This is a genomic window from Terrimonas ferruginea DSM 30193 (assembly GCF_000425585.1).
GTDB lineage: Bacteria > Bacteroidota > Bacteroidia > Chitinophagales > Chitinophagaceae > Terrimonas > Terrimonas ferruginea.
In genome coordinates this window covers 102,995-127,926 of the sequence record NZ_KE384402.1, presented here as the reverse complement: position 1 = coordinate 127,926, position 24,932 = coordinate 102,995, and the positions used below count along the sequence as shown (strand labels likewise).

Annotated in this window: 29 protein-coding genes; 8 read left to right on the top strand and 21 right to left on the bottom strand. The window is 47.3% G+C overall.

The genetic code is table 11. The features are described 5' to 3' along the window. Positions 1–68: 68 nt before the first annotated feature. From H608_RS0119740 to H608_RS0119720, 5 genes are all read left to right on the top strand, one after another. Positions 69–305 (top strand): hypothetical protein, encoded by a 237-nt coding sequence (locus H608_RS0119740; protein ID WP_028789200.1) that lies wholly within the window; start codon positions 69–71, stop codon positions 303–305. Beyond that, positions 302–739 carry an SET domain-containing protein gene (locus H608_RS0119735; RefSeq protein WP_028789199.1) on the top strand — a complete coding sequence of 146 codons (438 nt, stop codon included), beginning with the start codon at positions 302–304 and terminating at the stop codon, positions 737–739. The genes H608_RS0119740 and H608_RS0119735 overlap by 4 nt, the downstream gene beginning before the upstream one ends. 15 nt (positions 740–754) lie before the next feature. Then, positions 755–3,781, top strand: a complete 3,027-nt coding sequence (locus tag H608_RS0119730) for a sensor histidine kinase (RefSeq protein WP_081658962.1) — start codon at positions 755–757, stop codon at positions 3,779–3,781. Positions 3,782–3,936: 155 nt separating this feature from the next. After that, positions 3,937–6,126 (top strand): T9SS type A sorting domain-containing protein, encoded by a 2,190-nt coding sequence (locus tag H608_RS0119725; RefSeq protein ID WP_028789197.1) that lies wholly within the window; start codon positions 3,937–3,939, stop codon positions 6,124–6,126. 221 nt (positions 6,127–6,347) lie between these two features. After that, positions 6,348–7,472: a DUF4932 domain-containing protein gene (locus tag H608_RS0119720; RefSeq protein ID WP_028789196.1), complete on the top strand. Its 1,125-nt coding sequence runs from the start codon at positions 6,348–6,350 to the stop codon at positions 7,470–7,472. 38 nt (positions 7,473–7,510) lie between these two features. On the opposite strand, the gene H608_RS23920 is transcribed toward H608_RS0119720, so the two are convergent. From H608_RS23920 to H608_RS0119690, 6 genes are all read right to left on the bottom strand, one after another. Beyond that, complete coding sequence (locus H608_RS23920) at positions 7,511–8,107, bottom strand: DNA-binding response regulator (RefSeq protein WP_051268528.1); 597 nt, start codon at positions 8,105–8,107, stop codon at positions 7,511–7,513. A gap of 65 nt (positions 8,108–8,172) precedes the next feature. Beyond that, positions 8,173–8,934, bottom strand: coding sequence for a LytR/AlgR family response regulator transcription factor (locus H608_RS0119710; protein WP_051268525.1), 762 nt, complete (start codon positions 8,932–8,934; stop codon positions 8,173–8,175). After that, complete coding sequence (locus H608_RS23915) at positions 8,931–10,025, bottom strand: sensor histidine kinase (protein WP_051268523.1); 1,095 nt, start codon at positions 10,023–10,025, stop codon at positions 8,931–8,933. The genes H608_RS0119710 and H608_RS23915 overlap by 4 nt, the downstream gene beginning before the upstream one ends. A gap of 7 nt (positions 10,026–10,032) precedes the next feature. Continuing rightward, positions 10,033–11,019: an NAD-dependent epimerase/dehydratase family protein gene (locus tag H608_RS0119700; RefSeq protein ID WP_028789194.1), complete on the bottom strand. Its 987-nt coding sequence runs from the start codon at positions 11,017–11,019 to the stop codon at positions 10,033–10,035. 5 nt (positions 11,020–11,024) lie between these two features. Further along, positions 11,025–11,825, bottom strand: a complete 801-nt coding sequence (locus H608_RS0119695; protein ID WP_038009217.1) for an SDR family NAD(P)-dependent oxidoreductase — start codon at positions 11,823–11,825, stop codon at positions 11,025–11,027. 10 nt (positions 11,826–11,835) lie between these two features. Then, complete coding sequence (locus H608_RS0119690) at positions 11,836–12,468, bottom strand: sterol desaturase family protein (protein WP_028789192.1); 633 nt, start codon at positions 12,466–12,468, stop codon at positions 11,836–11,838. Between the two features lie 323 nt (positions 12,469–12,791). On the opposite strand from H608_RS0119690, the gene H608_RS24485 reads away from it, so the two are divergent. Then, a complete protein-coding gene (locus H608_RS24485) occupies positions 12,792–12,932 on the top strand; it encodes a hypothetical protein (RefSeq protein ID WP_155990270.1) in 141 nt (46 codons plus the stop codon). Between the two features lie 145 nt (positions 12,933–13,077). Next, a complete protein-coding gene (locus tag H608_RS0119675; protein ID WP_162142909.1) occupies positions 13,078–13,668 on the top strand; it encodes a hypothetical protein in 591 nt (196 codons plus the stop codon). 154 nt (positions 13,669–13,822) lie between these two features. Here H608_RS0119675 and H608_RS0119670 read toward each other — a convergent pair whose 3' ends face one another. The 15 genes from H608_RS0119670 to H608_RS0119600 form a co-directional block, all read right to left on the bottom strand. Continuing rightward, positions 13,823–14,185, bottom strand: a complete 363-nt coding sequence (locus H608_RS0119670; RefSeq protein WP_028789189.1) for a cupin domain-containing protein — start codon at positions 14,183–14,185, stop codon at positions 13,823–13,825. A 94-nt stretch (positions 14,186–14,279) separates the two neighbouring features. Continuing rightward, positions 14,280–14,915, bottom strand: a complete 636-nt coding sequence (locus H608_RS0119665) for an alpha/beta hydrolase (protein WP_038009215.1) — start codon at positions 14,913–14,915, stop codon at positions 14,280–14,282. Continuing rightward, positions 14,912–15,853 (bottom strand): ring-cleaving dioxygenase, encoded by a 942-nt coding sequence (locus H608_RS0119660; protein ID WP_028789187.1) that lies wholly within the window; start codon positions 15,851–15,853, stop codon positions 14,912–14,914. The genes H608_RS0119665 and H608_RS0119660 overlap by 4 nt, the downstream gene beginning before the upstream one ends. Positions 15,854–16,000: 147 nt before the next feature. Next, positions 16,001–16,288: a hypothetical protein gene (locus H608_RS0119655; RefSeq protein WP_028789186.1), complete on the bottom strand. Its 288-nt coding sequence runs from the start codon at positions 16,286–16,288 to the stop codon at positions 16,001–16,003. 7 nt (positions 16,289–16,295) lie between these two features. Continuing rightward, a complete protein-coding gene (locus H608_RS23110; protein ID WP_051268521.1) occupies positions 16,296–16,760 on the bottom strand; it encodes a nitroreductase family protein in 465 nt (154 codons plus the stop codon). Between the two features lie 114 nt (positions 16,761–16,874). Continuing rightward, entirely contained in the window at positions 16,875–17,753 is an 879-nt protein-coding gene (locus tag H608_RS0119645; RefSeq protein ID WP_028789185.1) for a pirin family protein, read from the bottom strand. Positions 17,754–17,887: 134 nt separating this feature from the next. Beyond that, positions 17,888–18,478: a Crp/Fnr family transcriptional regulator gene (locus H608_RS0119640; protein WP_211227097.1), complete on the bottom strand. Its 591-nt coding sequence runs from the start codon at positions 18,476–18,478 to the stop codon at positions 17,888–17,890. 18 nt (positions 18,479–18,496) lie between these two features. Beyond that, positions 18,497–19,459, bottom strand: a complete 963-nt coding sequence (locus H608_RS0119635; protein ID WP_028789183.1) for an ABC transporter ATP-binding protein — start codon at positions 19,457–19,459, stop codon at positions 18,497–18,499. 70 nt (positions 19,460–19,529) lie between these two features. Beyond that, a complete protein-coding gene (locus tag H608_RS0119630) occupies positions 19,530–20,258 on the bottom strand; it encodes a YoaK family protein (protein ID WP_028789182.1) in 729 nt (242 codons plus the stop codon). Positions 20,259–20,303: 45 nt separating this feature from the next. Next, positions 20,304–20,687: a DUF3037 domain-containing protein gene (locus H608_RS0119625; RefSeq protein WP_028789181.1), complete on the bottom strand. Its 384-nt coding sequence runs from the start codon at positions 20,685–20,687 to the stop codon at positions 20,304–20,306. Beyond that, a complete protein-coding gene (locus H608_RS0119620) occupies positions 20,665–21,474 on the bottom strand; it encodes a HipA family kinase (protein ID WP_038009214.1) in 810 nt (269 codons plus the stop codon). The genes H608_RS0119625 and H608_RS0119620 overlap by 23 nt, the downstream gene beginning before the upstream one ends. Before the next feature lie 36 nt (positions 21,475–21,510). Then, positions 21,511–21,951, bottom strand: coding sequence for an NUDIX domain-containing protein (locus H608_RS0119615; RefSeq protein ID WP_038009250.1), 441 nt, complete (start codon positions 21,949–21,951; stop codon positions 21,511–21,513). A 156-nt stretch (positions 21,952–22,107) separates the two neighbouring features. Further along, complete coding sequence (locus H608_RS0119610) at positions 22,108–22,680, bottom strand: hypothetical protein (RefSeq protein ID WP_028789178.1); 573 nt, start codon at positions 22,678–22,680, stop codon at positions 22,108–22,110. 72 nt (positions 22,681–22,752) lie between these two features. Continuing rightward, positions 22,753–23,160 (bottom strand): hypothetical protein, encoded by a 408-nt coding sequence (locus H608_RS0119605; protein WP_155990269.1) that lies wholly within the window; start codon positions 23,158–23,160, stop codon positions 22,753–22,755. Beyond that, on the bottom strand, positions 23,157–23,762 hold the full coding sequence (locus H608_RS0119600) for a hypothetical protein (protein ID WP_028789176.1): 606 nt from the start codon (positions 23,760–23,762) through the stop codon (positions 23,157–23,159). The genes H608_RS0119605 and H608_RS0119600 overlap by 4 nt, the downstream gene beginning before the upstream one ends. A 530-nt stretch (positions 23,763–24,292) precedes the next feature. On the opposite strand from H608_RS0119600, the gene H608_RS23105 reads away from it, so the two are divergent. Then, entirely contained in the window at positions 24,293–24,820 is a 528-nt protein-coding gene (locus tag H608_RS23105; protein ID WP_051268516.1) for a DinB family protein, read from the top strand. Positions 24,821–24,932 lie beyond the last annotated feature (112 nt).

The window sequence follows — 24,932 nt, the reverse complement described above, 5'->3', positions numbered from 1 at the left end:
AATGACAATACAATGACGGAAGGGATTTTTATTGCGGCAAAGGCCCATGTCGGCTATATTTGCGAACTATGGCGGACGATTTTATCCTTACCGTTACATACCGGGGCACCGCTTCGGACTATGCTGCCGAGTTAAGGGTTCGCGGTTTCAGTTATCATATTGCCGTATGGGTGGCGCAAACAGACGTAATGTTTGAGCCGGATGAAGAACGAAATTACCGCGCTATCGTGCCGCATAACGGTAACGTACCCGTTGAATTATTACAGGCCATCGCCGAAGAACTGGAAAAACAATTTAAAGAATGAGTTTACTCACCAAAGAAGAATTGCTCGTAAAGAAATCATCATTGCCCGATTCCGGCAAAGGGTTATTCACCCGCGTATTTATTCCGAAAGGAACACGCATCGTTGAATACACAGGTACGGTGACCACCTGGAAAGAGGTGGAAGACGATGCCGACAACGGATACATTTATTTCTATAACAGCAGACATGTGATCGATGCTGCGCCGCATAAAGATGCGTTGGCCCGCTATGCCAACGATGCCGCCGGACTCAGCCGTGTGAAAGGTATCTCCAACAACAGCGTTTACGAAAAGTCTAAAGGACGCGTATACATCAAAGCGGAAAAAGACATTCCTGCCGGTGCCGAAATATTGGTGAGCTACGGCAAAGATTATTGGGACCAGGTACGGAAGAACATAAAGATTGAAGCCAGGAACAAACGCAAATCATCCTGAGGTTGCCGGTATGCTATGAGATTATTTCTGTCATCTGCGGTTGTATTTCTCCTGCTGTGTATGCAGCCTTTGCAGGCCGCAGATACCTTGCGTTTTTTTCGTAACCATTATACGGATGAACATGGCCTGCCGCAGAATAGCGTCAAGGCTATCGCAAAAGATACCTACGGATATATATGGATGACCACCGAAGACGGATTAGTCCGTTTCGATGGAGAACGTTTTGTGCGCATTGGCAAAGCCGATATCGCCATATCCTCCAACCGGTTTGTCTATTTTTTCCGCGGCCCCGACCGGCATTCGATCTATGCATTCAATGACATGAATGAAATTGTGCGGATAAAAGACGGCCGCGCATATACCGACACGCAGGCATTGACGCCGGAAAGACAATGGACTAAAATCCACCCCTCCTTTGCCGGCGAAGCTTCCGTCAACTATTCTACCGGTCTTCCCAACAAGGCCGATCATTTCATCATGCCGGATCACGTCATCATTTCCACAGACGATGATCAGTTTTTTCATTGTTCAGCCAAAGAAGTATTACGTTACCGTTCAGCTTCTTTGCAACAACGCACACCCTTCAACGCCAAAGATCTCTGGAGTTTTTTTGTCATCGGCAGCGATCTTTTCTATTTTGATAATGCACTGAAGAAATTCTCTTCCTTTGGCAAAAATGGTCAAATCACCGACTGCCGGCTGGAAGGTGACCTGCCCCGCAACCCGGCTTTTCTAAAAGGCAATGAACCCGTCCGCTTATTCTGGAATCTTTTTTCTCCCGGTTTTGTTCTCTGTTATATCAACGGTTCCTTTTATCAGCTTGAGCAAAAAGGAGAGGGACGATTGCAAAGCCGGTTTATTCTTTCGGGCATAGAACTCGAACGCAACATTAACTATACGGCGTTCTACGATGAGAAAATGCAACGGCTTTTCCTGGGAAATGACACCAAGGGTTTACATGTCTATGCGGCGCAACCGTTCGTCACGCTTACGGCAGGTCAATACGATGATGTTTATTATGGACAGATGGCCTATGACGACAAAACTATTTTAACGGCACAGGGAAATCTGCTCAGTCTCTCATCGCCACCAGGGGTTGTGCCTTTCATCAAGAAATTTATGCAAACAGATTTCTACAGCATTCTTGGTGACACGCGGGGGCTTATCTGGGTTAAGCAGCAAAACCGGCTCTACCGGTTCAGGAAAAACGATGGAACGTTCGAGCAAAAATGGGAATTCAAAGCGGATGTTAAAGTACTTTACTGGGGACAGGACAGCACTTTGTGGATAGCTACAGATGGCGACGGGCTTTTCAGTTTATCCCGTTACAAACAGGACCAGCAACCGGAAAAAGTTATAAATAACCTATCGGGATTAAGTTACCTGTTGCAGACATCACCTGATTTTCTTTGGCTGGGAACAGGCAAGGGATTGATGCGTTATTATTTCAAAGACAAACGCCGCGACTCGGTCACCGGGTTAAACGGGCAGTACATCCGGAGTCTTTATGCTGAAAACAACCGGCTCTGGATCACGACTTATGAGCGGGGCTTCTTTTTATATGAGACCGGTAAACTCACCAACTTTCCGTTGGACCGTGGCAGCTTTCTGACCGCATCACACTGCATCCTGGAAGATAAAAAAGGTTATTTCTGGATTACCACCAACAAAGGACTTTTCCAGATAGCCAAAGCCGATCTGTTGCGTTATGCCGAAGGCAAACAGGAAGAAGTGTATTATTTTTATTATGATAAAAGATCAGGCTTTCTTACCAATGAGTTCAATGGTGGATGTGAGCCCTGCGGACTTCAATTGGAAAACGGTTATTTTTCCCTTCCCTCTCTGAATGGCCTGGTGCTTTTTCATCCGGAAAAAATTCAGCCGCTGTTGCCGGACGGCACTATTCTTATCGATCATATTCTTTTGGATCAGCGAAAAATAAGCGACTCGCAACATATTCACCTGCCCCGCCAGTTCGGTCGTTTGTCGGTTCAGCTCAGTACTTCGTATTTCGGCAATCGCCGTAATGTGCAGGTATTTTATGCGCTCGTGCGCGGAAATGATGTGCCGGTGTGGCTGCCGCTTGGTGATGACGGACTGGTATCCTTCTCTACCTTGCCTTCAGGTGAATATGCTTTGCATATCCGCAAGTTGAACGGATTCGGCCAAAACAATTACACGGAGCGCGTGCTTTATCTGCATGTGGCGGCGGCATGGTTTCAGCAAACCTGGTTTTATCTTTTATGCGTAGCAGCGGTAGGCGGATTGTTCTGGTTATTCATGTGGCTTCGCTTGCGTTTTATCAAACGGCACAACCGCTTCCTGGCAGAAGGTATTCAGCGCAAGACGAGTGAACTTACGCATCGCAACGATATACAGGAAAAGATCATCCGTTCGGTAAGTCATGATATCCGTACACCTTTGCAGTACCAATGGCTGCTCGCGAAAAAGATGTACGAGAATATGGAGAAGGACGGTAATGTATTATTCATACAACAGGCGCGGACATTAAGCGATAACAGCTCGCGGATGTACCACATGGTCGATAACCTGTTGCGTTACCTCAAAAGCCAGGTGAGTGGAAAAATTCAGCATACTGAACGTGTTAGCCTGCATGAGCTGGTAGAAGATAAGATACAGGTGTTCCGGGAAATAGCCCAGGGACGCGGAACACAGATGGTCAATGAACTTACGGCCGACAGTTATTTTGCCGGCGACGCACAACTGCTGGCAGTAATCCTTCATAATATTATTGACAATGCGGTCAAGTTTTCCCGCAAAGGGACCATTATCATTTCACCCGTAAAAGAAGGGGAGCGAAATGGGCTTCGTATCTGTGATACCGGTCCCGGACTGGAACCGGCTTACCAGCATTGGTTAAATAATCCGCATTCCACTGAAGTGCCTTCCGAACAGGCAGGGCTGGGACTGCTGATGGTAAAAGAATTGACGCGCCTGCTTCAGGTAAAGTTGACAGTAACTGCCACAGCCGGTACTGGTACGTGTTTCCACCTGTTATTCCCCGTTGAAATGCCCGCCTGATTCGAAAAAATTCGAACGGCCTTTTTGAAAAATTACGAACATCCCTGACAGATTACTATCCTAGTTTTGCGACATCATTCTCTCAGCCCCCTAAACATTTATTGCTAAACCATTCTCTGACGGTTGATAGCCGGCAGAGATACTATTGCCTTAACATGAACTCAAAGCAAAAATGCCTGGTCCTCGCGGCCGTGGTGGGGCTGCACCTTTGTGCAGGCGCACAGGAATTACGTCCTTTTACTCCCCGTTACAGTACGGATCTTAAAGGGCGGCTGGTATTCGTTTCCAACAACATCATTACAACGAAGCAACGTTCCGGAGGGTCGGCGGTGGCCTATAACCAGGCACCACCCGCATGTCCGACCGGCAGCGTGTTATGTAAAAATGATAACGAGTACCCAACCAATATTGATATTGATGGAGATCCGTCAACGTACAACAGTTCCAGTTCGCAACTGACATTGCCCGATTGCAGCGGCGTGGCTTTTGCGGGCCTCTACTGGGGTGCGGGAATCGCTATCAGCCAGGGAAGCAACGGCACAGCACCCATGAGTCCCGGCAACTGGAACACGGTACGCTTCCGTACGCCGAACGGCGCTTATCAGACCATTACAGCCAATAACGTAGATACGGTTAATACCGTCTTTCACGGCTACCAGTCTTATGCCGATGTTACCAATCTTGTGCGCAGCGGCGGAAGCGGTTACTATACAGTGGCGAATGTAAAATGTGATACGGTTAACGCAGGCAATACACCCATGGTGAATGCCTACGGCGGATGGACGATGGTCGTCATCTACCGCGATTCCACGCAACCGATGCGCAACCTTACCGTGTTCGACGGTATGGCCGTTGTAGGCACAAGTGGCGGGGCCTCTACCAGCACAAGGGATATCGGTGTATCCGGTTTCAGTTGTCCTCCTACAGGCGATGTGAATGCACGTTTAGGGGTGATCGTATATGACGGTGACCGTGGTGCCATCGACGGATTCCAGATGCGCCGCAACAGCGACGGCGTATTCGCCGATCAGACCGCCGCAGGCGAAAGTGCGGCTACCACCAGTGGTGCACGCGATGCCTGGAACAGTTCCATCACCGACACGGGCTCACTCGTTACCTCACGCATACCCGCTCACCAGAATACATACGGTTACGATGCCCATCTGTTCAAATTGAACAATGCGGGATTTCAGTATCTGCGCAACAATGATCAATCTACGGTGATCCGTATCAGCACAACCTCGGAGGGTTATGTCTTAGGCGTGGTAACGGCAGAGATCGATACCTACGAACCGGAAATGATCATGGAGAACACCCTGACGAATACCCGGAGTGGCGGAACATTGGTAAAAGGCGATACATTAATGCTGACTACACGCGTGCGTAATACCGGAACAGATGTGGCGGAAGGCGTACGTGCGGAAGACAAGCTGCCTCCTTACTTTAAATACGTTGAAAATTCATTGCGTATAGATGGCGCCGCACAAACAGATGCGTTGAATGACGACCGCGCGGGTTACAATGCAGCCACCAGAACAGTTGTGGCTTACATGGGCCAGGGAAGCGCAGCCGGAACAGGAGGGGACGTGGCTCCGGCCGGTGCAAGCTATGAATTGCAATACAGGATCACGATCAGTGATAACTGCGCAGATATCGGTGTTACGCCGCTGGCACTGGTACAGCAAAGCCGGCTTTTCTACCAGGGACAGGCAGGCGGAACCAGTGACTCCACTGCATCGCGCCCACTGAGCAGCACACAATGTCTGAGTCCCGTTTCACCCGATACTTTGTTCCTGCTTACCGGATGCGACCAGACCCTGCCTGTACGGTTGCTTTCCTTCACAGGTCAGGCGGTTGGCAACGGCGCATTGTTGCAATGGCAGGCCCAGGAACAGGGCGATGGACGCGAATATGTACTGGAAGCCTCTGCCGATGGCGTGCAGTATGCACCGGTATACCAATTGCAACCGGGTGCCAACTTCGGTGTGATGGCATACGACTATCTCGATGCATCTTTTGATGCACGCACAGGAAGGTATTACCGGTTGCTGGTAAAAAGTATTGACGGTGCGCCTTATTACAGTCATGTAGTACGCATAAGAGAAGCCGGCGCGCCTGCTTCGTTCTCTCTCGGGCCTGTGCCTGCGGGAGAAACGGTCATCTTCCGTACAACCACAAAAGTGGAAAGACTCGAAGCCTATACGGCTGCGGGGCAACAGGTACGTGTATGGAATAAACCGGTCAACGGACAAAACCTTTCACTGGGCGGAATGGCCACAGGTGTATACTTCATCAAAGCCTACACCGCAAACGGAACATTGTTACAAAAACTGATTAAGCGATAACTACTCAGAGCCAACGTTAGCAACGATCCCTGGGGTTAAGGACGAACCTCAACGGGGTGTTTCTCAAGAAAGGTTGACTGTTGCAGGATTTTTTCCTGTGGCGGCAACCTTTTCTTTTTTGTACTTTCGCCGGCGAAAAAATAAGGCTGATATGGAAGATGACCTAAATCCTGTTAGTTACGTGTATTCAATTCAGAAAAAATAATAATAGCATTAGCACCATGAAGAAGCACCTGCTCCCCATCTTATTGTTTTTAATCTCACTCGGTTCCTCCGCACAGGAAAAAGTAAATTTTTCGGAGAAATTCAAAAAGGCAAATCAGGGTAAATACAAAGTTGAAATCAATGAAGTGAAAGAGTTGCTTCACATTATGATTGCCATCACAAATTCAGGCAAGGAAAATGACGATATGATTCAGCAGGAGGGACAGTACTACAAGGATTTACGTTCTCATTTTAAACCTTATGAAAATGAAAAAATTATTAAAACTTTCGATTCATTAATGGTGGCCTCTCCATATAATTATATTTTTCTGACGGGAAATGCCATTTCCTACAATTTCAAGGGGAATAAGCTGATAAAAAGCGATGTTTTTGACTTTCCGGCTATGGGAGTTGCTAATATGAAAATTGATGAAAATCCGATTACCAGGTATAAAAAGGAAATAGAAGCGTTTGCAAAAAAAGCGAAGTTCAAAAAGTTCTATGCTGATCACAAACAGTTTTATGCCGGAATTATTTCAGACTATGATAAAAAAGCCAATCTCGGAAAGCAGTGGAAATGGCTGGAAAACAATTTTGAAACTAAAAAAGACAGCTACATCATTTTTTGTTCTCCTTTAGTGAACGGGTTGAATTATACAGGACAATTCACAAATAATAACTTTACGCTGATCCATATGAACCTGCCTCCCGTTGATAATTTTCCAAACCTTACTCCGCTTGAAAACGAATTATTCAATACAAGAGTAATGTTTACCGAAATTGATCACAATTATGTGCATGCTCCCACACAAGCGAATAAGGAACTTATCAACCAGGTTTTTGCTCAACGAAAAACATGGGTGAATGAAGAAGCTGACGGAACATTTGCCTATCCTGATCCCGTGAAGGTATTTAATGAATATATGACCTTTGGTGTTTTCCTGCTTTATTGCCAGGATCATTATGACCCGTCCACATTGGATAAGGTGACAAATGATGTTATTGCTGTGATGACAGAGAGAGGTTTTCCGAAAATGAAAATATTTACCGAAAATCTTTTCAAAATCCGTTCAGCGCATCCAAATGAAAAAATCGACAAATGGTACCCGGAATTTTTGCAACAGTTTGTAGATAAAAAATAACGGATTTTATAAACAGGGTTGCTGATTGCGGATAGCAATCAGGACTCCTGGTTCATCAGGTAAATGAGATGGGGAAAGCTGCTGATGTTATTTTTTTGCAGCATGCGGCGGCGGTGGGTTTTTACCGTTTCAATACTGATCCCGAGTTTGGGACCTATCTGTTTGGACGAAAGTCCCATACCAACCATTTCCGCAATTTCTTTTTCACGTTCGGTCAGTTCCAGCCGGCCGGGGTTGGTATTTTTTTCTTTATTGAAAAGTTTGAAGAAAGCCATTTGCACGGCCACGAGTAGTTGCGTATCGCTGTAAGGTTTTACCACGTACATTACAGGATCTTTGCTGAAAGCGTCCTGCAAGGTGCGGTTGTCGGTGTAAGCAGTGAGGAAAATAATCTCGCAGCCGTAAAGACTTTTGAGTTGTGCCGCCAGTTCGGTACCATTCACATCGCCTTTAATCGTAATGTCACAGACAACAACAGCGGGCACCGGCTCGGCCTGGCTGCACAAGCGCAAGGCGGCCGCGGCACTGGAAGCGATGCCGGTGACCCGGTAATCCTCTTCTTCCAGCAGTTCCTGGATACTGGTAGCGGTGATCAGCTCATCTTCAACGATCAATATGGACGCACGTTCCTTCATTTTCAGGGGGCAATTTCAACTGTAAAGATAGGGTTCGTTGCGTTGCGCCGTTGCAGTATCTGTTTTCAGGACACCGGCCGGCCCTCGAGCCAGCTTTTAAAGGCGGTTACCCGGTCGCGGCTGATGAGGACATCCGCTTCCGCCGCCGGTTCCAGTTGCAGGATGAGCCGGCTGTTGTAATAGGTCGTTATTTTTTTGATCGCATCCACGTGTACGATAAACTGGCGGTTGATGCGGAAGAAGGAATGCCGGTCCAGCATTTGCTCGATTTGTTCGAGTGAATAGTCGAGTGGCCATTTTTGACCGGCAAAAGTAATAGCCCAGGTGATGCCTTTGGCAAATTGTACATAGGCAATATCTGTAGCTTTTACATAGATCAATTGATTGTTGATCCGTCCCAGAAAACGTGTGTGATCGCGGCGCATGAACGCTTCGGCCAGCCTTCCCACATCGAGTGAATACTGATCGGTTCTCAACTGCTGCCATTTAGTAAGAGCGCGTTGAAGGTCGGCCTGGTCGATCGGCTTGAGCAGGTAGTCGATGCTGTTGACCTTGAAGGCCTGCAGCGCGAAACTGTCGTAGGCCGTGGTAAAGATCACCGGCTTACGCAATAATTGTTCGTCGAATAATTCAAAACAATTGCCGTCCGAAAGCTGGATATCCATCAGTAAGAGATCCACAGGTGGCACTTCGCCCAGCCAGGCTCGTCCTTTTGCCACTGAATCGATAATGGCAATCACTTCCGTTGCCGGCGAGCATTGATCCAGCAGGTGGGTCAGGCGCTCCGCATTGTGCGGTTCATCTTCAAATATGGCCACTTTCATCATGAAAAGATAACGGGTATTTTAACGATGAATTGTTCTGCTGTTTCGGTTATTTCCACCCGCGGCGCATTGATCAGTTCATAGCGCTTGCGGATATTTTCCAGCCCGATGCCGGTACCGGTATCGCGTTGTGTTTTCAACCGTAGCGGGTTGGTAACAATCAGCCAGCCGTTTTCATCGCGAACGGAAATATTGATCGGATCATTAGACGAGAAACGGTTGTGCTTGATCGCGTTTTCAACCAGCAGTTGCAGCGATGCCGGCGGAATGCTGCCTTTGTCGCGCGTGTGCTGATCGATCTGCAGGCTGACGCGGATGCTTTCCTGGTGCCGGATCCGCATGAGGTATAAAAATGAATCCAGGAATTCCAGTTCCGCTTTTACCGGCACAAGCGTTTCTAGTTTTCTGTCAAGAATATACCGGTAGGTACGCGCGAGTTGTGTAATATATTCAGCGGAAAGATCCGCACTCTTGTACACCAGGTTGGTGAGCACACTCAGCGAGTTAAAGAAAAAATGCGGATCGATCTGGTTGCGCAGCGCTTCGTAGCGCGATTGAATATTTTCACGCATCAGCCGTTCGGTATGCAATTGGTATTGCTGCCAGGCTTTGTAATAAAAAATAATACCGTTGAAGGTGAGCGTAAGCAGGTAAAACATGAAAATACCGAGGATCAGATCATAGCTCAATGCTTTGAAACTTTCCCATGCCTCATAACGATTGAAAAGCCAGATGTCAAAAAGTCCGTATAACAACCCGTACACATAACTGGCCACTATACCGAAGAGCAATAACCCGCCGCATAAAAAAAGTAAACGTGCGGTTGTTTTGAGTGTACGTACCCTTTGCTCGATCTTTTCAGCGATCCAGGAAGCGGCTGCCCATACGATCAGTCCATACACTACATAAAAAAGGCTGAACAACTGGCCGCGGAAATTGAAAATACCAAGGTCGGTGACGAAAGTATGATCGAATGTTTTGAAGATGATGCTGAACAGGTATAACAATAAGACGCGTGAAAGATACCGCATCCATTTGTGTTGAAAGAAACGGCCGTCATTGGGAAAATCGGGTTCGCTATCGCTTTGTATCATCGTTAAATTAAAAGTAGTTATTTTCTTTAAACCAGTCCAGAGCCCGGTGTATGGCCTGTCCCGCGGGCGAAAAGCGGACATCCAATTCCCGTTCGGCTTTCCTGGCTGAATAATAATTGCCGATACAGGCCATGTACGTTACGGAACGGTTGAGTGGCAGGGAGCGTCCTCTTATATACCCGATCAGTGAACCCGCCATACCGGTGAAACGCAGCAGCCATGCGGGTAAAGAGATCATCAGACTGCGTTGTCCGGACCAACGCCTTATCAGGCGAAAGAATTCACGGTAAGAAAGATTTTCACCGGCCAGGAGGTAACATTCGCCGGTGCGGCCTTTTTCCAATGCGGCGATCACACCGGTGCACACATCGGCGACGTCAACAAAATTTTTCCCTCCCGGTGGATAAAACAGCAGGAAACGATTCATGCCGTACAACAACAAACGGCCGGAACTGGGTTTGAAATCACCGGGACCGATCATAAAAGTAGGGTTTACGATCACAGCGGGTAATTTATGCTGTGCGGTTTGTTCGAGTATGTATTGCTGTGCGAGGTACTTGGTGTCGATGTACGCGGAGCCTGCGCTGAAAAGGGTGAAAGGACTCAGCTCGGTTCCTGGATATTGAAGGGTTCCCGGTGCCAGTGTATTGGCCGTGCTTACATAAACCAATTTGCGGATTTTATGCTGGATGCAGGCGTCTGCGAGCATACGTGTGGCAGTGTAATTGATGCGTTCGTAATGCGAAAAAGGGAATCCCCAGGGCGTGGTAACGGATGCGGCATGAATAACAAAATCGATGCCGCTCAATGCCGCGTCGATATCGTTTTTGTTATCGATGGCTCCTTCAAAAATTTCGCAGGGGATATCCGCAATGCTTCTGCGGTCGGCACCGGCGCGGATCATTGCACGTACGGCAAAACCTTTCCTGTACAACCCGCGCGTAAGATGGGCTCCTAAAAAGCCATTGGCACCGGTAATGAGCACTGTTTCCATATTGATCAGCCGAGGGTTATTTCCTTTTTTACTTCACGTGATACCATGCGCAACTTCCATCCCGAAGGAAGCCAGTGCATCAGGCGCTGGTTGATACGATTGATGATGCCGGGAATAATAACGGGTTCGCCTTCCCATGTTTTTTTCAAAGCAAAAAAGGCGATGGCCGCCGTGGATAATAGTCCCAGTCTCGCTTTCAATCCCTGCGCCAGTATACGTCTTGACGTATTGGAGTTGGTCATGATGGGGCCCGGATAAACCACACTCACGGAAATGCCAGTGCCCGCAAGTTCTTCGCGAAGACCGAGAGAGAAGGAGGAAATGAATGCTTTGGAAGCGGGATAAACCGTTTTATACGCAATGGGTGTAAAAGCTGCCATGCTCGAGACATTCAGGATAAAACTGTTGGGTTGTTTCAGTAAATAAGGAATAAGCATGCGCGTGAGCATGGCCGTGCCACGCACGTTGAGTTGGATGATGCGGTCGATCATATCGATTGAAGAACCGGCTATCGGAGACGTGCCGCCTATACCAGCATTGTTGAGCAGGAAATCGACAGGATAAGCTTCGAGCAGGGGAGGAATGACAGTTTGTAGCTGATCGACATCGCTGAGGTCTACTTCAACTGCAACCGCACGGATGGTGTATTCCCATTCAAGCTGTGTGGCAACGCTGGCTATTCCGCTGCCGGGCAACGCAAGCAATAAAAGATTGCGGCCGCTTGCGGCACACTGGCGCGCAAATTCTTTGCCCAGGCCGGAGCCCGCGCCGGTAATAAGGGTGTAGGTTAACAACTGGTTTGTCATGATCAATATTTTAAAATGATTTATCGGGTACGTCACCGTTTTTAGCCGGGAACATGGTGCCGAAAACTTTATCCCACAACACCGAGCTCACACCAAAACCTTTCTCTTCGTCTTTGTAATGATGCAGGTGATGATTGCGCCACAAAGGTTTGAGCCATTTGAACGGAGGAGCAAATGCATGAATGGCATAATGCATGCTTCCGTACAAAAGATAACCGGAAATAAAACCCGGGAAGAAAGCAAAAGCTCTTATGCCCATCATCAGGTAAAAAATGGTGAACAATACACTTGAAATAAGTATGCTCGGTACGGGCGGCATGAACAGGCGCTGTTTATCGCGCGGATATTCGTGATGATTGCCGTGCAGCACGTAGGTGACGCGGCTCAATCGCCGGTTGCGGCTGACAAGGTGAAACAAAAAACGGTGAGCGATGTATTCGAATAATGTCCAGAAGAAGAGGGCACCGAAATAAGTGAGCATTGTTTGCCACAAAGGATAACCGGCCCGCGCGGTGCTGTACCACAACAGATAGATAATAACGGGTACGTACATCGCAAAGATGACCGCAGGATGCGTTTTTGTCAACAGTTCGAGGTATTTGTTGCGGAAGATCGTGGCCTGGCCTTTATTCTTTGTTTTCATCGGCGGTGCTGATTTGCCTGCAAGTTGGAGTGGGGTGGGATAAAAACCTTGAAAGGAGGCATGAGTTGCAGGCTGAGGTTGTTGAAGCGGGGAAAAAGAAGGTTGGGTTGTTGGACGAGATAAATGATATTATATTGTGTGGCATCTCAAAAAATTCCTATCCATGTCAAGCTTTAGCGCATTACAGTAATTTTTCCAACAAATCATAAAAAGCATTTTTTGAGGCATTTCAACTGCTTCTTTTCTTATAGTGCGCTCAATTATCTAGTCCCTAAAATTTTCTCTAAATAATTTATTTCCAGAAGCCTTCTAAAAGGCCTCTTTTGAAAGGCGTGAACGGTACACAGGTAGGTGACGGCACCTATGACATGGGCGAAGGCGGTAAGAGCGGATCGGCTCATTCAAAAGTGTCGAGAGATGCGTATGGCTTCAGCCTGAACTACTACAGCGGTTCGCCGTGGTAGGACTACCACGCGATCGGCGTGACGGGCAATAAATTTGCTTCGGTGCTCTGCGCGCTCTCGATTTAAGCATAAGAATCATTGTTCGCTCATCCTTAACACTTTTTTAAAAATCCGCTTGATACTTTCGGTGACCTTAACCATGCTTATGCTATACCGGACTATCACTTTTTTTGCTGGTTTACTTTTTTCGGTCTTTACGTTTGGGCAGAGCTATGATACGCTGGTTTATCGTCAGTTTGCCGCATTTGTAAAAGCTGAGCTGCAAAAAGAGGCGGATTTAAAAGACTCCGCCGTCGTCTGTTTTTATGGTGACAAATATGGATATGCTTTCCGAGATTTTTGCAATGGAGGACCTGACCAGCACATCGAGTATGGAAAACTCAACGGCGGTGACTCGACCGAATTCTTCTATGATCTGCTGACTAATGAAGATTTTATCAGTCAGGTAAAATATAATCAGCACCTTTCCCGTGACACGGCTTCTTTTTTTGGTGTACAGGATATTCAGACCGTCATCTTTCTTAATTGCTCCGCGGGTTCATGGGAACAATTATTGATGGACCTGTATCATTTTCGAGATTATTCGTCTCTTCCGCTGACCGTGGATATGCTCGATTATAAAACGAACAAGTATGTCCGTTATTTATGGGTATTGAAATATGAAGTAAATAAAGGTTTCAGCATATTACAGAGAATCATCTTGTCAACGCGAAAGGTTTACAAGAATGTAGACTGACAAAAAAAATGCAGACCTCTCAGCCTGCATCAATCACTTGGAGTATTGGTTTAAAAAACGGGTACCACCACACATCTAGTTACGACAGAAAAGCCATAAAAAGAAATCACCCATTCGAAAGGGAAAAGATTCTAGCGAAATCGTAGAAATTTTTCTATTTCGCCCGGAGCGGGATAAATAACGACCTTCTCGGTTCCTGGCGGACATTTCTCGTGCGATGCCCTTTACCGGCCACATCTTCCAGCAGCAACACGTCGCCGGTCTTGAATGTTCTTTTTTCTCCCAAAGATGTTTCTATTTCGATCTCTCCGTCCAGCAACACCAGGAATTGCCGCTGCGGTGCATGGTGAAAGTCATAGTCATAATTCGCTTCCACCTCACGAAAGATGATACCTTCTACCGGAAATAGCTCTGACAAAAAACCGATCGTCCCGGCTGATCGCATGGGAATCGTTTTGTCTTCGAAAAGACTTTCCCCGCGCGAGTCGGAATACAGTCTTGTATACTTAAATTCCATAGGTCATTGCTTTTGAGCGCCTTTGCTCCTTATGCTTCTTTGCGTGAATTTTTCACGCAGCGGCGCAAAGTAGTTAAGGCGCAAAGAGAGTTTACTAACTACTAAATACGACTTTATTCGCCTCATCTATTTCTTCCTTCGTTATCGTATGCCCCATGCCCGGATATATTCTCTCCGTTACTTTCGCGCCCATTTTTTCCAATACGGCTGTTGTAAATTTCACACGCTCCACCGGCACATGCGGATCGGGATCGCTGGTGCCTAGGTAAACAGGCATGCCACCGAAGTTACCTTTATAAACCGATTGATCCGGCCTTTCGCCGATCAGTCCACCTGTGAAGGCCGCCGCGCCTCCATACTCTTCTCCATTACGCGCCAGGTATTCCAGCATCAAACACGCCCCCTGCGAAAAGCCCGCGAAGTAGATGTCTTTTTTTTCTACACCAGCTTTTATTGCTTCATCCACTACTGCCGCTACATTTTCAAGGGCACTGCTCAACCATGGCTCATTGGCTTTATGCGGCATCATAAACGAATACGGATACCAGGTGTTATTTGTTGCCTGCGGCGCCAGTAACGTAAATCCATCCACCGATAAGTGATTCGCCAATCCGATTATGTCTTCTGCCGATCCGCCGCGTCCATGCAGCAGGATCAACACCCGCGAAGCGCCGTCCAACGGACGGCCACTTTGGCGGATATCTAATGTATGTTGTTGTGCGTTGCTCATGCCTGTGTGAGTTTAGGTAAGATTTTTTCGATTTGCTCACGCGCCTGCTCATATTGCTTGGGCAAGCGCAGACTTGTTCCCAGGTTCTCTACCGTTTCATCAGTCGCAAATCCGGGATTGTCAGTGGCCAGTTCAAATAATACGCCGCCGGGTTCTCTGAAATAAAGTGAGAAGAAATAGTCACGGTTGATCTTGGGCGTGATGTTGAATCCGGCAGATAATATTTTCTCCCTGAAATGCATCAGCACTTCTTCGTCACTCACCCTGAATGCCACGTGGTGATTGGTGCCAGCTGCATTGATACCATGACCTGCTTCCGGGTCGAGAATCAGATCGACGAGATTGGCGGTTTCAATTACGTCAGTTTTGAAACGATAGCGGTTATTTTCTTGATTGTCGAGATTATAACCAAAGATATCGGTCAGTATTTTAGCGGTATCATCGGTGTTTTTTAAACTAAGCGCCACACTGTGAAAACCGCGTGTAGCCTTGTTTTCATTCACTGCGTTGGTTGTCCAGGGTTTGCGTGGATCTGCATTGGCAGGAACCACCAGTTTCAGTTGCAACCCGTCAGGATCGGAAAAAGGTAATACCGTGTCACCAAATTCTTCGCGGACAGGACCGTGTGGCACATTCATTTCTTTAAAACGTTGTTGCCAGAAGTCAAGGCTGTCAGCGGGTACAGCATAACCGATTTCGGTAGCCATACCGGTACCGGGTTTGCCGGCGCGGGCATGTGTCCAGGGAAAGAAAGTGAGAATGGTGCCGGGCGTACCTTGTTCATCGCCAAAATAGAAATGATAGGTTTGCGGATCGTCGAAGTTGACGGTCTTCTTTACCATGCGTAAACCCAGTATGCGTGTATAGAAATCGTAGTTACGTTGCGCGTCAGATGCAATGGCCGTAATGTGATGCAGGCCTTTTATTTGATTATTCATGATCTGTGGTTTTATAGAGCAAATATCCTGTTTGTATTGGCGGCAAACATTGAACCAGGACAAGAAATACTAATTAGGTAATTTGAAGATTTGATAATTTGGGAATGCATTTTTTTATTATCAATCCCGAAGTGTCAGGGTAAATTTTCAAATTACAGCTCTTATTTCGCCAAACAATAATCCACTTCCGCCGCCGTAATGTTCGATGATGCGGGCGCTGGGATGTTGTTGTTGCAAATGATTGCAAAGTTCTTTGTCGGCTGACAGTGAAAAGCCACTGCCGAGTAAGATGACATCATAATTGCCTTTTGCCTGTAATGCCTCTTCTGCATTGATGGCGGCTTCGGCATTCCAATCAGCTTCTGCAGACAGCAAGCGTAAGATCGTGTCTTTTATTTCAGGGTGACTGCACAATACCAGTATGTTCAGTTTCATAACATTGTTATTCTGCGTTAAGGAGAAATTCATTTAGTGATTTGCGTGTTCGGGGTGCCAGTTCACGCGTACGGTAAGGCTGATCCAATTTCTCATGCGTATCAGGATAACCCATTGCCAGCATGATCACGGGTTGCAGCCCTTCGGGCAAAAATGATTCCGCTGCTGCTTTATCAAATCCTGCCATCGGGTGAACGCCGATGCCCATGCTTCCCGCCTGTAATGTCAGCAACATATTGGCAGCGCCTGCATCATGCAACGCATCAGGGTAAGGACGGCCACTCGCAAACGAAGTAACGGTGCTGCTCAGCACTAAAGCCGCTGCATGCTTCGCCCAAGGCTGATTGCCGGCCGCCAGCCAGGATGAAAAGATATCAAAGAGTGCTGTACCGCGATAAGCAACGGCATATCGCCAGGGTTGTTCGTTCATGGCGCTGAACGACCACGATGCAGCTTCGAGGATCGTATGCATATCGTCCGGCGAAATGGCTTTGTCGCAAAACTCCGCGGACTCCAGCGCTGCCGAATGAGATCGATAACGGGATATTGTGTGGTGGCTGTTTTATTGATTGACATGCTTCTTTTTTTATGAAATGGTCATCGGGATTTCCATGATCAGTATTTCGGTGTCGTCACTCAACGATTGGAGGGAGAGTCCGGAGATATTCCAAATGCCCAGGCCATCGCGTTTGTCAAGTGTAACATCATCAATCTGCACGCTGCCATTGATCACAAATACGTAAATGCCGTTGTCTTTTTTCTTCAGTGAATAATCAACGGAAATGTCTTTGTCGAATCGTCCCATGTGAAACCAGGCGTCCTGGTGAATCCATACACCTTCATCGCCCGGATTGGGAGAAAGGATTTGTTGCAATTTATTTTTGCGTGCATGTATATCCAGCGTTAACTGATCATAACGCGGCTCCACATTGCGTTGACGCGGGAACACCCAGATTTGTAAAAAACGTGCTTCGCGATCGTCGTTCTTATTGTATTCGCTGTGAAAGACACCAGTGCCGGCACTCATCACCTGGATGTCGCCTGCGCGGATCACGGCGGTGTTGCCGAGGCTGTCTTTGTGTTCGAGATCTCCTTCCAGTGGTATGGAAATGATCTCCATGTTGTCGTGCGGATGACGGCCAAAACCCTTCGACGCATCTATGCGGTCATCGTTCAGCACGCGCAGCACCCCGAAATGCATACTGTCCGGATTATAATAGTTGGCAAAACTGAAAGTCTGGTGACTGTCGAGCCAACCGTGTGAGGCATGACCGCGGGTATGGGCGCGATGCAATACTGCAAAAGGTCCCTGCCATGTTTGCGGGTTGGGTAAGTGATTCAAACCCATAACTTCCAGCTCTTTCAACTCGTCGATGTCGTTGCGGAGCACTCCGCCCAATGCCGCATTGGTAACCAGCATGCCGGTCCCCAATAAGCCTTTTTTCAGAAAATCTTTTCGTTCCATCCTGCGTGATTTTTGTACCTCAAAATTGGCACAACCGGAACGGAAAAACATTGAACCAGGACAAGAAATGCTAATTAGACAATTTGACAATTCGAAAATGCATTTTATTGCCAAATTTTCAAATTATCTAATTCTCAAATTGACTTCCTGGCCATTCTCGTTCTTATTTTACTCAAAAATTCAGGGGAGATGCCGAGGTAGGAAGCTATATAATGTTGGGGTACACGTTGCGGGATGGTGGGATATTTTTCCAGGAAGTCGAGGTACTTGTCCTGCGCCGACGTGGCTATTGTTTTAAATAAACGTGATTGCAGGGAGGAGAGATTGCGTTGAACCATCAGCCGGAAATACCTTTCGAGTGAGGGGAGTTGCTGAAGCAGTGATTCTTTGGTGGCGGGATTGAGGACTAACAGTTCACAATCTTCCAATGCTTCGATGAACATGTGACTGGGTTTCTGCTCATGGAAACTGGCGATATCGCTGACCCACCAGTCTTCTATTGCAAATTGCAGCGTCACTTCAAATCCGTTTTCATCCAAATAATAAGAGCGGATACATCCCTGGTTCACGAACGCTTCGAAATGGCATACTTCGCCTTCCTGCAGCAACATGGTTTTGCGTTTTATCATTCGCTTTTCCAATAAGCCATCCATGATTTCGAGATCGGCATCGGAGAGGCGGGAACTGCGGTTGACATGGGCGTGAATGCGTTCAAACAAATCCATAGATACAAATGTAAGGAATCAGAGCGCATGCAGGCTACCCAGCGCCATGGTGAGGTGGATCACGTCGCCCTTGCTGTAACGGGGCTCCAGCACTCGCACCCAGAGGGAACGGTTGGCGATCCGCACCTCCAGTTCCGTAAAACTTCCGTAGAACAATACTTCCTTAACGATACCGGATACGATCGCTTCGGACTGGTCGGTCGGAATAAATTGCTCCGGGCGGATCATGATCTGTGCACCGGCGGATAATCGAGGGAAAAGTTCGGAAGGCAACAGGTTATAGGTGCCAAACAACCCCGCAACATATTCGTTTTTGGGCTGATGGTAAATGTCAAGCGGATTATCGCGCTGTATGAGTTTGCCATCGCGCAGTACCAGCAGCTCGTCGGCCCATGAAAGACTGTCCAGCGGATCGTGAGATACCAATATGCAGGTAATGCTCAGTTGTTCACCGATATCACGTATCACCTCCTTGAGCCGTTGTTTGTGCAGCATGTCTGCATTGGAAAAAGGTTCATCTAATAATAGCAGATCCGGCAGTGTGGTTAACATCCTCGCCAGCGCGATACGTTGTTTTTCTCCTCCGGAAAGCTGGTCAGTTTTGCGTTTGAGTAAATGCGTTATCTGGCAGATTTCGTATAATTGTTCCGCGGTATGTTCCGGCATTTTGCTGGCGTACTCGAGAATATTTTCTACGGTGTAATGATTGGGAAGTTCGTAATGCTGGGATAAATAGGCGATGCGTTCATGTCCGGGAATGAGTTTTTCCATCGGCCCTTTCACTTTTTTTCCTTCCAATCTTACTTCGCCGGAATCGGGTTGAATAAGTCCGCCGATGATGCGGAGAAGTGTGGTTTTGCCCGAACCGGTTTCTCCCGCCAATGCGATCTTGCGCAAAGCCGGCACTTCAAAACTGATAGGAGCGAGGGTAAAACCGCCGGGAAGTTGCTTACTGATATCCGTTACTGTTAATAGATCCATTGCAGGTAAAACAAAGATTTAAAGCTGACGGCGTAAAAATACAACAAGCGGATGCTAACCAAGCCGAAAACTACCGGTGATGATGATATTTTCTCCGAAGCAACAACACCTGGTAACGCAAGGTGTCGTAGGTCAGCGCCGTTGCAAGCAGCATTGCGGCGAGCAGCAGCACCTTCATGTGCAGGTGGCTGAAGAGGATGCCACCTGTTACACACCCTGCCATGAAGCAACCGACGATTACGATACGCAGTTTGATCGAAGTCCGGAGCTTTTTGCGATCATCAGGCTGCCGGTAATACGACCATTGCGCCAATTCGATCCCCAGATCGGTGAATAACCCGGTGAGGTGGGTGGTCCGTACGATGGCGTTGGACACAGATGTCACGAGCGCATTTTGTAAACCCATGGCAAATAACAGCAGGCAGGCAATTATATAGGTCCATCGTTCGGCTGCAAGTAGTGGTAGCAATGACAGGGCGACGAGGATCAGCCCTTCGAGCAGCACGGGTACCATATACCGGTACCGGTCGTTGCGGCGCGAAAAGAATTCAGTCAGACATCCGGAAACAAAAGCGCCCGTCAGGAAAGAAAGCACGAAAAGCAGCAATACGCCCGCCCGGTAGTAATTTCCGTGGGACAGGTCTTCGGCAAAATAGGCAAAGTGCCCGGTTACATTGGTGGTCAGTTGTCCGATCGCCAGGTAGCCGGTAACGTTGACCATACCTGCAACAGCCGATAAAATCGAGGCCAGCCGGAGGTTGTGCAGTGGTGTTCGGGTTTTGCCTTTATGACGAAACACAATAGATGATTTGCACAAATTTACGATTTGTGGCAGGCATCTGGCTTATAAAACCAATTGGTCGAAAAGCCGGATGAGTGTTGCGTCTGCATCTGTAGTAAGCCCGGGATGTACGCGCGAAGTCTGCACGATGGTACTGCGCCAGGCCGTTAGCCAGCGGAAACGGAGTGCAGGTTCCAGTAACGCAATCGGGCCGGCATCTTTTTTTCCGGCGCAGATGGACGCAAAAGCGGTGAGATGTTCCTTCAGTTCGTTGCAGTCGATATCAGGGGCAAATGCATGCAGTTTTTCGTGGTTGACCACGTATTTCATATCGAGAAAGCAGAGTGATTTGCAATAGACGATCACTCCTGCATTCAGGAATTCTTCGCGTTCTACGCGGGGAACAATGCGGATCACCGCATACTCAAACAAGTGACGCTCTTGCATGCAGTGCTTCGTTTAAAAACAGGTGAGAAGATTGGAGGCGGGTTGTAAGGAAACGTGTATAAACATCCCGGCCTTCATCGGGTGAATTTATTTCTGCATTCAATGCAAGCCATTCGTCGGGGATCAGCGAAACAATATCACGGATCCGATCGGGTGTGATCAGGGCATGCGCTTCTTTGTCTGCTTTTTCCAGCTCCGATGCCTGGTTGAGCAACACATGATCTTTGATCTGGGCAAAAGGCCTGGCCGCCTGTTGCTGCCAGTCGGGCCAGTTATGGTGAAAATAAAGCGAGGCGCCATGATCGATCAGCCAGAGCTCTTTGTTCCAACTAAGCATATTGGTATTGCGGGCCGTCCGGTCTACGTTCATGAGAAAGGCATCCAGCCAAACCACTTTCGATGCCAGTTCTGCAGGCAATGGTGTAACGGCAGGGTCGTAGGTGATAGAGCCGGAGAGATAATGCAAACCGAGGTTGAGACCGGTGCTTTTGCGCAGCAATTCCTGGATTTCTTCATCGGGTTCTGTGCGTCCGAATGCGGCGTCCAACTGAACGAAAACGAGTTCGGGTACTTTAAAGCCCAGCAGGCGCGCGAGTTCGGCGCCGATGAGATCGGCAATGAGTGCTTTAACACCCTGACCGGCTCCTCTGAATTTGAGTACGTACAGAAAACCGTCATCCGCTTCTGCGATGGCGGGCAGTGAGCCGCCTTCGCGGAGAGGTGTTACGTAGCGTACGGCGTGTACGGTGCGTAAGGGTGTGATTTCGTTAACAGGCGTTGCAGACATGTATTGCAAAAATATTAAAGCGAAGCCACATAGCCATCAACGGATGTATACGGAGGTTGCGGGACTTAAGGCGTCAGTGAGCCAGTTGGGGTGCAACTGAGCGAGTTCGTTTGCGGGTATTTGGTCGGGATGAAAGAACCGGAGCGCTGCTGTTTCTTCGTTGGAAAAATTTTCGGGGAACTCATTTTGTAAGCGTGCTTCAAAATAGGTGGTGATGTACTGAACCGTTTTATCGGTGTAATGGTATGTCTGGGATGAAGGAGAAGAATACACACCAATAAGGCGTAAAAGTTGTGCCTGTGTGCCTGTTTCTTCCGTTATCTCTCTCAGCATGGCTTCTTCAACACTTTCACCAAATTCAACGTGACCTGAGATCAGTCCCCAGCGATTGACATCTTTTCTTTTTTGAAGAAGAATCTGGCCTTGGTTATTAAAAACGGCGGCAGCAACGGCCGGGCGGATTTGTTGTTCTGTCATGATACTTAATTTAACGAAGGCCAATCTACTTCAAGTCTGGGAATAAAAGGCATAAATGATGGATTAACAGCAAAGTCGTTGAGATTTCTGATGCCTGCTTTGGGTTGTAGGTACCCTTGTTGGTGTTAACACCAACAAGGGCGGGAGTATGTTCTGTCATGATGGCTTGTTTACAGGGGGCCACTCTACTTCAAGTCTGGGAATAAAAAAGGCTTTTATGCAGTTGGGGTTGCGAATGCAGAGCTGGATATGATCTTTTTCCCTGAAACCTGCGCCGGGATATAATTCAGGTCCTTCTGTGAATGCACTGCGGATGGATTCGAACGGGAGCTGGTTTAAGGATTGCCGCATGTTATGGAGATTTTCAATGACCCGATAATCGAGCTTTCGCAAATCCATTTTATTGTGGATGCCTGATAAGTGTTGTTTGTAAATAGAATAGGAGTCCAATATAAGTCGTCTATCCATCGTATTCACTAAATTCAGGCAGTAGCCAGGGTCAATTACGGCACCTAGGACCGTTGGTTGCCGGATCGTTTTTGCAGGGTGGTTTTGTGCAAAATCCAACGCGCGTTCATAATCATTCTCCCAGAAATAAATTCCTGATCCCAACCAGTCATATTTGTTGCGGCTGTAGTTTAGCATTTTACTTCCATTAACAACAGCATCGCGAATACTTTCATCGCATCCGTGAAATCCGAGGGTAAGTCCCGGGGTAAATCGATACATGATTTAAACTTTCTGAGATAAACAAAAGAGGTCGTTGCCACATGGAAGGATTTTTGCCGGGTGTTGATCCGTTTATTCGAAAAAGCCACAACTCCTTGCTAAACGGCTATGCTGCAAAACGGCTGTTTCGTATTGTTTTTTTCTTTCGTTATCGCAGAACTCGCAGCTACAGGGGATGAAAATCTCAGCATTTTTGATCTCTCCATCAGACCCGTCACAATAATTTCCAAATCCTATTCTAACAAGGGATTTTCGTCTGACTTCCGGTGAGTTCTTAAGTTGTTCACGTTGCTTCTTAAATGCCGCTATTAGTTCATCATGATCCCGTTGTGATATACTTGTCATTTTAACAAATTTTAAAGTTGAACAATACCCCAAAACTAATTTCACCAAAACCCGATAGCCGTATAAAAAACGGGTAAGTTTAAATATTTCCGGGATGTTTCCAGACCTGTAATGCTGGCGCAATGTATATCTCATGATGACTTGCTTACAAGAGGCCACTCTACTTCAAGTCTGGGGATAAAAAAGGCTTTTATGCAGTTGGGGTTGCGAATGCAGAGCTGGATATGATCTTTTTCCCTGAAACCTGCGCCGGGATATAATTCAGGTCCGTCTGTGAATGCACTGCGGATGGATTCGAACGGGAACTGGTTTAAGTATTGCCGCATGTTGTGGAGATTTTCAATCACGTGGCAGTCGAGGGTCCGGAAACCGTTTCTATTGCTAAGCTTCGAAATGTCATCACGTTCTTTATTTTGAAAAACAATAGTAGAACGTTTAAACGTTACATATGATTTCTTTAGGAACCTCCGATCTTCGGAGTTCAGCAAATTGAGACAATATCCAGGATCAATAACAGCTCCCAGAACAGATGGAGATTTTATTTTTCTGGTGGGATGATTTTGTGCGAAATCCAGCGCGCGATGACAATCATTTTCCCAAAAATAAACTCCTGCTCCCAGCCAATCATATTTATTGCGGCTAGCGTTCAACATTATCCGTCCTTCAACAACTGCGTCGCGAACGGTTTTATCGCATCCATGAAATCCGAAGACGAGTCCGGGTGTAAATTGATACATGAGTTCAATTTTCTTAAGTGGTTAGTACAAAAGAAATACATCAATACATGGAAGGATTTTTTATTTGGACAGATTTTTTGCAGGCTATTCGGTATATCCGAAAAGCCTCGCAAAGCGACTATTCTTTTCGGCCTCATCATATTGCCGCCTGGTTTCACTCTCACAAAACTGGCAGGTACATGGATTTGAATGTTTACTTTCTTCGGACTGATTTTTAGCCGCATCACAGTAGTTGCCAAACCCCCATTTCGCCAGAAATTTTCGGGCTGCATCCTTCGAGGCCGAAACGGCACGTATCTGTTGATCAAAAGCCTGCATTAACGCGGCGCGATCCCGTTTTGTCATACTTGTCATCATATTAAATTTTAAAGTTGAACAATACCCCAAAATTAATTTCACCAAAACCTGATAGCCGTATAAAAAACGGGTAAGTTTAAAACTGTCGTATTTAACCGCCTATTCGCCGCATTCACACCCCATCGAAACCGGTTTTTCCCGTTAGGTTTGTGTTTCATTCAAACACTTCTCTTATGCAACTACCTACACTCCAGCAACAGTTAAAACAAACACCCGATACACTTGTCGGTATCATCAAAGCCTTCAATGCCCAAACCTTCAATCAGTCCACCGAAGTCTCCGGCTGGACCGCCGGCCAGGTAACCGATCATATCATCAAAGCCTGCGATATCGCCGCTTTACTCGACGGCAACGTTAAATCCGCCGACCGTGATCCCGACGCGCTTTCTGAAGGCATCGCCAAAACGTTTCTCGATTTTACCATCAAAATGGAGTCGCCCGATTTCATCATACCCGGCAATGGTCCCTTCGATCCGCAACAAAGCATCGATACACTCACCCAAATCTGGCAAACCCTTCAACAAAAAGCAGCAGCATTAGACCTTTCCCTGCTGTGCCTGGATTTCGAAATGCCCGTTAACGGCGCACTCACGCGGCAGGAATGGCTCAGCTTTATCATCGTCTATACCCAAAGGCATATCCATCAGTTGCGGAAAATTGCGGCCGAACTTACTATTCCACTGCCTGCTGCTGCCGAATGACACGCATTTAACCGGGTAGTAATTTTTTTTCATAGATTCTAACGGAGGCATTTTCCGTCAATGCCGCTTTTTGCGTTCTTTTTTCCTGCAAAAACATCGCACGATCTTATAA